Source organism: Moorena sp. SIO4A5, assembly GCF_010672005.1.
Classification (GTDB): Bacteria; Cyanobacteriota; Cyanobacteriia; order Cyanobacteriales; family Coleofasciculaceae; genus Moorena.
This window is the reverse complement of the sequence record NZ_JAAHHZ010000178.1, coordinates 1-10,913: the sequence shown is the minus strand read 5'-3', so window position 1 is coordinate 10,913 and position 10,913 is coordinate 1. Positions and strand designations below refer to the sequence as shown.

Annotated in this window: 13 protein-coding genes; 8 read left to right on the top strand and 5 right to left on the bottom strand. The window is 42.9% G+C overall.

The features are described from left to right. Window positions 1–503: hypothetical protein (locus F6K57_RS30940; protein ID WP_293071987.1), on the bottom strand; the 503-nt coding region annotated here is incomplete at its 3' end. 503 nt (window positions 504–1,006) lie between these two features. On the opposite strand from F6K57_RS30940, the gene F6K57_RS30935 reads away from it, so the two are divergent. Continuing rightward, on the top strand, window positions 1,007–1,324 hold the full coding sequence (locus tag F6K57_RS30935) for a hypothetical protein (protein WP_293071986.1): 318 nt from the start codon (window positions 1,007–1,009) through the stop codon (window positions 1,322–1,324). A gap of 214 nt (window positions 1,325–1,538) precedes the next feature. On the opposite strand, the gene F6K57_RS30930 is transcribed toward F6K57_RS30935, so the two are convergent. After that, window positions 1,539–1,994 (bottom strand): hypothetical protein, encoded by a 456-nt coding sequence (locus F6K57_RS30930; RefSeq protein WP_293025225.1) that lies wholly within the window; start codon window positions 1,992–1,994, stop codon window positions 1,539–1,541. Here F6K57_RS30930 and F6K57_RS30925 point away from each other — a divergent pair. After that, window positions 1,987–2,439 carry a helix-turn-helix domain-containing protein gene (locus tag F6K57_RS30925; RefSeq protein ID WP_293025227.1) on the top strand — a complete coding sequence of 151 codons (453 nt, stop codon included), beginning with the start codon at window positions 1,987–1,989 and terminating at the stop codon, window positions 2,437–2,439. The genes F6K57_RS30930 and F6K57_RS30925 overlap by 8 nt on opposite strands. A 22-nt stretch (window positions 2,440–2,461) precedes the next feature. Here the strand turns inward: F6K57_RS30925 and F6K57_RS30920 are convergent, their stop codons facing one another. Then, window positions 2,462–2,626, bottom strand: coding sequence for a hypothetical protein (locus F6K57_RS30920; protein WP_293071985.1), 165 nt, complete (start codon window positions 2,624–2,626; stop codon window positions 2,462–2,464). A gap of 153 nt (window positions 2,627–2,779) precedes the next feature. Here F6K57_RS30920 and F6K57_RS30915 point away from each other — a divergent pair, with 153 nt between their 5' ends. Next, entirely contained in the window at window positions 2,780–3,016 is a 237-nt protein-coding gene (locus tag F6K57_RS30915; protein WP_293071984.1) for a hypothetical protein, read from the top strand. After that, window positions 3,010–3,354 carry a type II toxin-antitoxin system PemK/MazF family toxin gene (locus F6K57_RS30910; RefSeq protein ID WP_293025231.1) on the top strand — a complete coding sequence of 115 codons (345 nt, stop codon included), beginning with the start codon at window positions 3,010–3,012 and terminating at the stop codon, window positions 3,352–3,354. Before F6K57_RS30915 ends, F6K57_RS30910 begins: the two co-directional genes overlap by 7 nt. Window positions 3,355–3,540: 186 nt before the next feature. Here F6K57_RS30910 and polA read toward each other — a convergent pair whose 3' ends face one another. Then, window positions 3,541–6,543: a DNA polymerase I gene (gene polA / locus F6K57_RS30905; protein ID WP_364304744.1), complete on the bottom strand. Its 3,003-nt coding sequence runs from the start codon at window positions 6,541–6,543 to the stop codon at window positions 3,541–3,543. 398 nt (window positions 6,544–6,941) lie between these two features. Here polA and F6K57_RS30900 point away from each other — a divergent pair, with 398 nt between their 5' ends. From F6K57_RS30900 to F6K57_RS30885, 4 genes are all read left to right on the top strand, one after another. Continuing rightward, a complete protein-coding gene (locus tag F6K57_RS30900) occupies window positions 6,942–7,208 on the top strand; it encodes a hypothetical protein (protein WP_293025233.1) in 267 nt (88 codons plus the stop codon). Window positions 7,209–7,624: 416 nt separating this feature from the next. After that, the gene (locus F6K57_RS30895; RefSeq protein WP_293047843.1) at window positions 7,625–7,801 is read left to right on the top strand and encodes an NblA/ycf18 family protein; all 177 of its coding nucleotides are present in this window, start codon (window positions 7,625–7,627) and stop codon (window positions 7,799–7,801) included. A 355-nt stretch (window positions 7,802–8,156) separates the two neighbouring features. After that, window positions 8,157–9,035 (top strand): universal stress protein, encoded by an 879-nt coding sequence (locus tag F6K57_RS30890; RefSeq protein WP_293071983.1) that lies wholly within the window; start codon window positions 8,157–8,159, stop codon window positions 9,033–9,035. Between the two features lie 81 nt (window positions 9,036–9,116). Next, on the top strand, window positions 9,117–10,358 hold the full coding sequence (locus tag F6K57_RS30885) for an SH3 domain-containing protein (protein WP_293071982.1): 1,242 nt from the start codon (window positions 9,117–9,119) through the stop codon (window positions 10,356–10,358). Window positions 10,359–10,577: 219 nt separating this feature from the next. Here F6K57_RS30885 and F6K57_RS30880 read toward each other — a convergent pair whose 3' ends face one another. Beyond that, the gene (locus tag F6K57_RS30880; protein ID WP_364304737.1) at window positions 10,578–10,793 is read right to left on the bottom strand and encodes a hypothetical protein; all 216 of its coding nucleotides are present in this window, start codon (window positions 10,791–10,793) and stop codon (window positions 10,578–10,580) included. Window positions 10,794–10,913 lie beyond the last annotated feature (120 nt).

Sequence of the window (10,913 nt, the reverse complement as noted above, 5' to 3'; positions counted from 1 at the left end):
ATAGTATTTCCTTGCTTCTGGAAAATAAGATATAGATTAGAGCCTTTGTTCTGCTGGTAAAAATAGATGCCATCAGTAAAGCCTTCTACTCCAACTAATTGTCTCCACTTTTTTTCCCACTTAAGGATCGCATCTTGAGCTTTATTATAGACAGAGGTTGATGAAGGAATTTGTTTGGCCAAGTTAATGGCTAATTTATAATTTTCATCAACGGGTTTCAACTCCTGTTCCCGTAGCGTGGCCTTTTGGCCATCTTTTACCACTTTCTCTGCTTGAGCCAACTGTCCTTGAGCACACTGATTTAGAAAAGCTCGAGCATTATACGATTGGTGAGAAGTTTCAGGAATTTCTAGAGCTTTGTTCATACACTCGACAAAGTCTTTATTGATGATCAGGTCTTCCATAGTGTCCACAAATAGTTGCTCTTGATGAGATAGCCATTGCTGATAGCCAAAAATGACTCCCTCACCAGTAATGAAAAGTGTTGCAATACCGATTCCCATCCATAAAAAATTCTTAACTAAAGATCTAGGTGGATTCTCCGGGTTTACTAGCTTCTGATCTTGTTTGTAATTTTGCATCTGATGACTATAGTATTTATATGTCTAAAGATTCTAACCACTCCTCAAGTGATTGAAAAGGATCTGATCCCTTAAAGGCCATTCCTTACAACTTTAGATTTCCCTGCTCTTAGTACGGAAGAGCCATAATTATGAGGTACACAGGATTGTCTTCTCTCTTCCCTGCTCCGTCCGTAGCGTGTCCCACAGCCTTAGTCCCTGCTCCCTAAAAACCCAAAACGAAAGTACCTAACAGCAATTGTAAACCGCTGTATCCGCTATATATAGCGTAAGGTGCGTTTTAATTAACCGTACAAGTAGATTTGATCGGTAAGTTCTGGAGGAGATAAGTTTCTTCCCCCATTTTTTTTTGTCGCGCGGGAACAATCAATTACAAATCATGTCTGATTAAAGTGTGCGACTAACGATTTCAAGTTCTTAGTATTATGCTTAAAAATTTTTCGACTATTTTGTTGAGCAGTTCTTTAGCCTTTTCAATGATCGGGTTAGCACCTGTAAAAACACTCGCCGATGAAATCAATACACAGGAAGACCCATGTGGTGATAATATAGATTGCTTTGTTATAGAACAAGAAGGTGATTCCTGTTTTCTAAATTATTACTACAATGGTAGTCTCCATTCGAGCAAGAATATCAGCTGCCTAACTGATGAAGATACTATTGGTAGCGGTAATAGTGGAAACACAGACCCACTAGATCCTTGTAGTGTATGCAATAACCCAGATCTTTCAATTATGGAATAGTCGCTTACTCTGTGTGCCACATGAAAGCGTGCTGGTAATAATTTACTGTTAGCTAAACGGCTAGTACAGCAAGAGGGATTAGGTTTAAGTAAAGAAGCTGGTGAGCATACCCAATATGTAGATATCAGCCCTTTTATCTATTCCCTGTTTGCTGTGTTTAGCATTATGTTGAAACTATTGATAAATAAGGGGAATTTCTTGACATATATTAAAATCATTCCTTGATTGCGCAACCCCACAGCATCAGTATCCTCCTAGTAAAACAGATGCGATCGCACTCCATCAATGCAGCAATAGATGCGCCCGCCACCATGTTGAAGGTATAGGGATGGGCGAGTTTTGAAACTGGACTGTTAAAGGTTGCGTTCGGGTAGCGTGACCATTTGCGTAGCGCGGCCTTTTGGCCAAGGTCAATCCCGTAGCGTCTCCAGGGCGAGAATCGTGTACCACTCAAATCCCAACTCACCGCATCCACTATGGCGAGGGTAGCATGACAGGCAAATTTTGGAACCGGGAAACTGACGGTTGCGATCGCATCCACTGATCGTATCCTAAACTCTTCCGTTTCTTTCCGATTCCCGATTTCCGATTCCCGGAAATTGTCGATTTCTCTTTTTTCCTTTAAACTAGTATTATCGGAATAGTTAAGGGAGAGTCCACTGATGAACAAGTGCGTTGGAACTACTGAAGCAGCATCTCTATTAGGAATTTCATCTCGACGATTACGCCAACTCCTAGAGAAGGGTCGGGTGCGGGGTGCCTATAAAAGCGGGAAATTCTGGATTATTCCTCTGTTCAACCATTTGCCACAAATTACCAAAGGTAATCGTGGACCAAAGGGGAAATGGCGCACTAGTCGTCCCCCTGCTTTAGCGAAGATTAATGTCAACCGCAATCACATTGGCTCAAATATGAAGAAAAGCCCGAAAGACCGGAAGCCAGTGATTTCAGTAAAACGAAAGGGCACTAATCTCTACGGTAATGAGGTGGAAATCCTTGGTCCGTGTAAGATTGTGTATCAGCCAGATCAGCCATTGGATTGTGGTGCTCGTTTGTGGATTGAAACCTTCAGTGATATTCACTTTGTTGGTGGTAGTTTTCCAGCTAGTAGTTGAGGGGGTCAGGGGCTTAGCGAGGTCAGCTATCAGCGTCGAAGCGTGTAGCATGCTGTTCGCGTAGCGTGGCCAATGGCCAAGCACTTTTCTCCAAACTTTCAATTCTCATTAATCTGGAACTATTAAATTCTTTCGTTCTAGGTTTCTTTGAAGCTGACTGACCTAAAGTAGCGTGGCCTACGGTCAACGGCTGAGGGCTTAATGCTTAGGTTTTAACGTTTATTTATACCCACCTAGTTATAATTTAAATAACCTACTTAAATACATAATAGGCGGAGCTATTGCAATCTTGGTATAACCAAAGTATAATTAAGAAATAGGTCTTATTCCTAAGGTCACTATGAAAACCGCAATTTCACTTCCAGACTCAGTTTTTGAAGAGGCAGAAGCCCTTGCTAAAGAGATGGGCTTGTCACGTAGTGAACTCTACCTAAAAGCATTAAAAGCTTATCTTAAAAAGTACAATCGCCATGAAATTTTACACAAGCTGAATGAAGTCTACTCTAAAGAGTATTCTGAGCTAGATCCAGTGATGGCAAAGATACAGTTCATGTCTCTGCCTGATGAGAAATGGTAATGTATCGTGGGGAAATTTGGTGGGCAAATCTGCCTGACCCAAAAGGTTCTGAACCAGGATATCGTCGTCCTGTGTTGATAATTCAAGATGATCTTTTTAATCAGAGCCCTATAAATACGGTTATCGTTGTAATAATTACCTCAAATACTCAGCTAGCAGAAGCCCCAGGCAACGTATTGTTGCCTAGCAAAGTATCAGGCTTATCTAGAGATTCTGTCGCTAATGTTTCTCAGATTTTCACAGTTGACAAAGTATTTCTAACTGAACGCATCGGCTCACTTCCAGACTATTTACAGGAGGAGGTAGATGATGGTTTGCGAATGGTTTTGTATCTCTAGCCACAAGCAGGGCAAACACTTCTAAATTCCAAAACCCTTATTCAGTAAAGATTTCATCATTAGACCGGGTAGTGTCAACTCTGAATTAGACTCGGTGGTGCGTTACGGTGCGGACTATTCCAACCCTGGCTGCGAGGATAAAAATAACCACAAGTCCGCCCCTAACGCACCCTACGCACTATTACCCTATTTCGCTTCCATCCAATTTTCCCCAGCATGTATTTCAACAACTAAAGGAACACTCAACTCAACTGCGGATTCCATAGTTTCCCGAATTTTTACCTGCAATTCTTCCCATTCATCAGGGGGAATTTCAAAGATTAATTCATCATGGACTTGTAATAGCAACCGCGCCTGATATTTCTGTAACACTTGATACAAATTAACCATAGCAATTTTGATTATATCAGCGCTAGAGCCTTGGATTGGGGAATTAGCTGCTGCTCTTAATGATCCAGCATCATAGGGATTGATACCCTTAAGTTGATCGAGATCAATCTGATCAAGAGGCTTACCTTGTAGCTTTCTAAGACTGTTACCACCAAAGCTAAAGTAGCGACGGCGTCCGAGTATAGTTTCTACATAGCCTTGTGCGATCGCTTTTTTCTTGGTTTCCTCTAAATAAGCAAACACTAGAGGATAGCGTTGGTTCAATCGATCAATAAATTCTTTTCCTTCAGCTGCCGATACCTTAGCTTCCCGAGCAAACCGTTGTGCTCCCATGCCGTAAATTACGCCAAAATTAATTATTTTACCCAAGCGCCGCTCTTCAGCAGTAATGTCTTCTTTATCAAATAACATTTGCGCTGTCAAGGTATGGACATCGGCTTGAGTTTGGTAAGCCTCCACTAGCACTGGCTCTTGGCTCAAGTGGGCTAGGATTCGTAACTCAATTTGGGAATAGTCAGCGGATACCAACAGCCAACCGGATTCTGGAATAAAACCCTTCCGAATCTGGCGACTAAAATCAGTACGAATAGGAATATTTTGTAAATTAGGACTAGAGGAGGATAGTCTACCAGTTGTGGTCACGGTCTGGTTGAAATCCGTATGTACTCGTTTAGTATCGGAACGCATCAGTGCTGGTAAAGCATCCACATAAGTAGACTTCAATTTCGATAAACTACGGTATTCCAGAACAGCATCTACTACTGGATGGTCTCCTTGTAATTTAGCTAAGATAGTAGCATCGGTAGAGTAACCAGTTTTGGTTTTACGAGACTTCCTACGATCTAACCCTAGTTTCTCAAACAGTAACTGACTCAGCTGTTTAGGGGAACCTAAATTAAATTCTTGTCCAGCATCTTGATAGGCTTGCTGTTTAATTGCCACTAAATCCTTTTCCAGCTGTTGGGAGAACTGTTCCAGATAATCCTTATCAATACTAATCCCCTGGTATTCCATCTCAGCTAATACCGGTTCCAGGGGTTGCTCTACCTCTAGCAGCAATTCCTGCAAAGCTGGAATTTTCGCCAATTCTTCTCGCAATTTAGAAACTATTCCGAAGGTGGTATAAGCATCCATCCCACAGTAATCGGCTACCGTGGGGATGTCTAAATCTCCGATAGTTTTCCCTTTCGGAACTAAGTCGTCATAACTTTTTGCTTCTATTCCTAAATAGTACAACCCTAGGTCACTAAGTTTATGGCTAGTTTCGGGATTGAGTACATAACTCGCTAGCATGGTATCGAATACCACTCCTGCTAGCTGAATCCCGTTACAACGGAACACTAGTCGGTCAAATTTACTATTTTGTAAGACTTTGGGATAATCTGAGCTTTCTAAAATTGGACGTAGGGATTCTAAGACTATATCCTGATCTAAATTAGTCCCATCTTTATGACCGATAGGAATATAAGCAACATCAGTAAGTTCTTTTCCCCAACAACAGCCAATCCCCACCAACTGAGCATCCCGTGGTTCCAAATCACTAGTTTCTGTATCCCAAGCCACAGGATTTCCAGCATCGGTATAGTATTTTAGCTGTTCAACTAATTGATTGAGCTTGTCTACAGTATCGATAATTTGTGGTTGAATCGAACCAGTATTAGACCCTTGCTCTTGAAACTCTTCCGTTTCCGCTGCACTGAAAAAGGAAATACCCTGATCTTCCTGAGTATCAGTATTGCTATCAGTATTGCTATCAGTCTCACTATAAGTATCACTATCAGTATCATTTGGGGCATCAGTTTGGATATCCTCTAGCACTACGCCACCAAAACGCTGCTGAAGTTTATCTATTTGACTGATAAATGACTTTAACTCTAACTTCTCCAATAGCGGTTTGAGCACTTGAGGATCAAATCCTTGGAGCTGACACTGCTCTAAATCAATATCGATAGGAGTATCAAATCGCAATTGAACCAAATAGCGAGCATGTTCTGCATCTAACTTACCTACTTCCAGCTTTTTCTTAACGGCACCCTTAATAGTATCAAGGGAAGCATAAATATTATCCAGGGTTTGGTATTCTTTGAGTAACTTAACAGCAGTCTTTGCTCCGATGCCCTTCACTCCAGGAATATTATCGGATGGATCGCCACAGAGGGCTTTATAATCTACGACTTGAGAGGGTAAAACTCCCAATTTTGCTTCTACTTCTTCTAAGCCATATTCCGTTGGGCCAACTGTAGCACTCCCTCTCGCAAAGGCACCACTGAGATATAAAACGGTAATCCCTTTATCTGGAGAAACGAGTTGAAATAAATCGCGATCGCCAGATACAACTTTGACCCGATAGCCTTGATCAGTAGCTTGGTGAGCTAAGGTTGCCAATACATCATCAGCTTCATAACCAGGAGAGGTTATTACTGGGATTCTTAACCCTTGTAGTAACTGCTGGAGATTCTTTACATCTGGGAGGAAATCTTCTGGTGTTTCGGTGCGATTGGCTTTATAACTAGCATCGGCTTGTTGGCGAAAGGTGGCTTCTTTGGTATCGAAAGCAATTGCGATCGCATTCGGGTTTTCTGACTCCATTACCTCTAGCAAAGATTTAATGAAGCCAAAACAGACACTGGTCGGAATTCCCGTTTTGGTGCGTAATCCACCCTGACGACTTTTGGCAAAAGCAAAATAGGAGCGAAAAGCCAGAGAATGACCATCAATTAGGATCAGTAGCGGGGATGCTGCCATTGGGTCATCCTCAGGGACCGGGGGAGAGTTGTCAGAAGAAGTAGATTTGGGCATATCCCTATTGTAGCGGTATTGTAGGGATTGCTTGTTTGTTAGCAGCTAGGTAATTCCGGATTAACTCAGACTTACCAGGTAATTAACTAAGGATGAATCGTTAGCTGTCTAGGGTCTAGGTCAAGTAGCTAATGGGATCTCAACTATAGTTAATTAACTACTATTCCGTTAGGGTGCTGGTTGTATCTCGGGGATGCGTTCGCTTCCTGAGCGTAGCGTGGCTCAAAGGCCAATCCCATCGACGAAGCCACTGACTCAACTGTATTAATTACAATATAGTCAATTAACTACTATACCGGTAGGGTGCTGGTTGTCTTATCGGCGTTGCGTCAGTCTTTGAATGAATATCAGTAGAGTGGGCATCCTGCCCGCCCGAAAATAAGGAGGAAACTGGCAAGATGCCAGTTCTACGCCTGATGCCAGTTCTACGCCTGATGCCAGTTCTACGCCTGATGCCAGTTCTACGCCTGATGCCAGTTCTACGCCTGATGCCAGTTCTACGCCTGATGCCAGTTCCACGCCTGATGCCGATTCCACGGCAAGATGCCTATTCTACAGGTGCGACCCAAGGGCGATTTACTCGCCACGAGGCGCGCACCTATTGTGTTTTATCGAGTATAAGAAGTAATTATATAGCACTATCATTCATAAACTCCGAAACGTGAGTCTAGCTGACTTCTGATACTAAGTTGCGGTCAAAGGTACAACTTTCTCTTCCGCGAATCTCTCCATCTCCCTATCTCCCCATCTCCCTATCTCCCTATCTCCCCATCTCCCTATCTCCCCATCTCCCTATCCAACTAATCTACTCTCTTTGAATGCAACTCGGTATGACTTCTGACTTCTGCTATACCGAATTCGACAGCATCAATCCTAGCCAGGGAACTTGCTAGAAATAGTCTAGGTCATATCTAACGTCATAATGGACCAAAACCTGGTCATTTTGTCAAATAATTGTTACGATTCTTCATGAAAGGTCAGATAGGTTAACGGTTGATACATTTACCGATACCTAGCCTGATCAAAACTAGGGCTGCTGTAGCCAGCCAAAACCCATGATTAGTTTTTAAGGAGCTCAACTATGTCTAAACCCGTAGAACTTTCCCTGGAACAAAAATTTAACCTGCGGTCCTTTGAAACTCAGGTCCAGAAAATGAGCCGTGAGCAAGCTCAGGAATTCCTAATCAAACTCTATGAGCAAATGATGATGCGTGAAACAATGTACAAAGAAGTCCTAAAACACGAGTGGGGATTATAGCTAAAGCCCTAGTCTGATTGTTATTCGCCTTAATTGAGTCGCGACCTCCTTCTCTTGCTCAATTCCTTAGGTAGGAAAGGAGCTGGGGATGCTGGGGCGTAAACTCGAATTATATTAAGATTTAATTAAAATTAAAATTGATTGATTCAACTTATTGTTAACTATTATTATCAGGCTAAGTATTATAACCGCAGGCTTGCTTAAAGGAAATAGGATTGGCAATAACCCAATTCAGTCTAGGCAAGTCAGGATCATTAGTTGATAAATTTGTATAAATTAATGCAAAACTATCCACAGTAATTGTAAAGTGTTCTAGTCTCAAAGAAACTCTAAGAAAAAGCCATCCTCCCTGCATATGTTTCAGCATTGCCTAATCTGCACCGATTTCTCTGACGGTTTATATCGGCTAGTAGAGTTTGTCCCCAGTTTAGCGGCTGGTGGGCTTAAGAAAATCATCTTCTGCCACTTTGTTCCGCTTTGGGAAGAGGGAGAAATACCTCGTATTGATGAAGAAGGAATAGAACAAGCTCGCCGCCGCTTTGAAAACGGTTTGACCAATATACCTGAAGGGGTAGAGGTTCACATCGAAGTGACCTCAGGTCGTCCTAGTGACAGTATTCCTAAAATCGCCAAACGTTACCATGCTGATGTCATTCTGATTGGCACGCCAGTGCGCAGCTTATTACAAGAAAAGCTTTTCGGTAGCACTACAGCAACCTTGAGCAAGGAATGTAGTACACCATTGCTAATGCTGCGACCACAACTGATTTCAGCTTACACCTGCGAAGAACTCGATCTACGCTGCAAACATCTATTCCGGTATTTGCTAATTCCCTATGACGGCACTACAGCGTCTCAATCTGTCGTGGAAAGGGTCAAAGAGTATGCTAAACAAGCACCCGATGACTCACTAAAGCAGTGTATGCTGTTGTGGGTAGTCAGTGAAGGGGGGCGCAGAGAATTATCTAAAGAGCCTCAGCTACAAAAAGCTCAAGAGAAGCTAGAACCAGTAAAAGCAGAGTTAGAACAGCTTGGCTTACAGGTCAATACAGACGTGCGAGTGGGCAATCCCCGTGAAGAGATTTTAGACACAGCCTTAGAATATGATATTACTGCGATCGCAATCTCTTCCGATCAAAAAGGGAAATTCTTAGATTGGTCAGTGCGTAGCTTAGCCGGTGATTTAATGCGCAGCAGCTGGCACCCTGTTCTATTCTTGCCACCACGAAGCTAGGAATCGAGAGTCTGGGGTTTTATCGGCAGTTCTAATAAAATAAAGCCATTCCACTTTGATAGTGAATAATAAATCCAACATATGATCAGAAAGATTAGTGGTTGGCGAAGATTACTAGTGGTGTGCATCTCTGTGGCGCTAGCGTTTACAGCTTTTCCTGCGCCATCTTATGCTACTAGTCCTGCGATCGCTCAATTTACCCCATCCTCTCGTTTAGAAAACATCTCATTTGAGAACCAAGCAAAATTTCAACTTGCTGTGGCTACAGACAATTGCCGCAAAGTGGTCACTAGAGGCAGTGATCTCAATGTCCGCAGTGGACCCGGTAGCAATTACCGGATTATCGGTTTCGTCAAAAACGGGTCTGAGGTTACCCTTGAGCAAATAGTAAACCAAGACTGGGCAAAAATTTCTTCTCCCTTGTCAGGTTATATTTCTCAGCGGTATCTCCAATCCTGTCCACCACCACCTAAGCAGGAATGTCGAATAGTTTCTACCAATACTGGCAGGGGTCTGAATGTACGTCAGAGTCCTGGTGGTAGGATTATTGGTGACTTGGACAATGGCACTAAAGTCACTATCATCAATAGCATTACTAATGGTTGGGTACAGCTTGTCTCTCCCCAAAAGGGTTATGTTTCCGACCGATATCTCAAACCTTGTCCACCACCTCCTCCGAAAGAAGAATGTCGTCTAGTATCGACTAAGGGTAACCCGCTCAATGTGCGTGCGACCCCTGGTGGTAAGATTGTCGGTGTTGTAGAAAATGGTACTACAATCACTATCAAGGGTACTAGTAGTGATGGTTGGGTACCGATGGTTTCTCCCCAGAAAGGTTATGTGTCTGAGGCGTATCTTCAACCCTGCCCCACTGTCAAAAAAGAGTGTGGTACAGTTACCACTACTGGTAGTGATCTGATAGTGCGTTCAACCCCTGGTGGTCCAAGTATCGGTACATTAAAAAATGGTACCGAGGTCAAGATTGAGAGTATACGTGCAGATGGCTGGCTGAAGATTTCAGAACCCATAATCGGTTATGTGTCTGGCAAGTATGTTAAAATAAAACCTTGTCCAACACCACCACCATCTGAAGAGGATTGTCGGCAAGTTTCAGCACCACAGGGTTTAAATGTCCGCAAATCACCGTCAAATGATGGCGAGATTATTGGCATTATCGCTGATGGTTCTAAGGTAACGATTGTTAATCGTGGTAGTAATGGCTGGGTTCCTATTTCTGCGCCCTTACAAGGTTATGTTACTGGCAAGTATCTGATCTATTGTCCTGAGTCTAAGCCAGAAGAGCCGTCAGGACCAGTAGGTTAAGCCTTAGATCTAGCAGAAGTCAGAAGTCAGAAGTCAGAAGTCAGAAGTCAAACTCTTGCGCTTACTTAGGTTTGAGACTTTTGTCATGTCCGCGCCTGCCCTGGCGACTGCTATATCTCGCAGCATTTTTGATAGGCGATGCAGCTAAGATTGTAGGGTGCGTCAATCACGCACCCTACTGCTGATCTGTAGGTATCGAGGGTACAGTTTGCTATAGTCCTAAGTCCACTTCCGGAAAAATGTATTGTCTTCCCAAGCAGAAGCTGTGCGTGTTTCAATAGCAGTCATTTGTGCTGAACTCAAGGATTGAAATGCTTGGGCGACTTTAAAATTTGATTCTAATTGCTCGACGGATTCGGCAGCAATAATACAACAATGCACTCCCTCCAGAGAGAGCACATAACCCATGGCTTGCTCCATTCCATCTAATATCAAATCCGGGTGTATACTTACTGTTAAGACAGAGCATGGTAAGTTTTATGCCCAAAAGGTTGACCCTGAAGCCCCACCTGAGTTGTGACGCCTTGGAACAGCGATAACGCGCGTGAAAAAGAC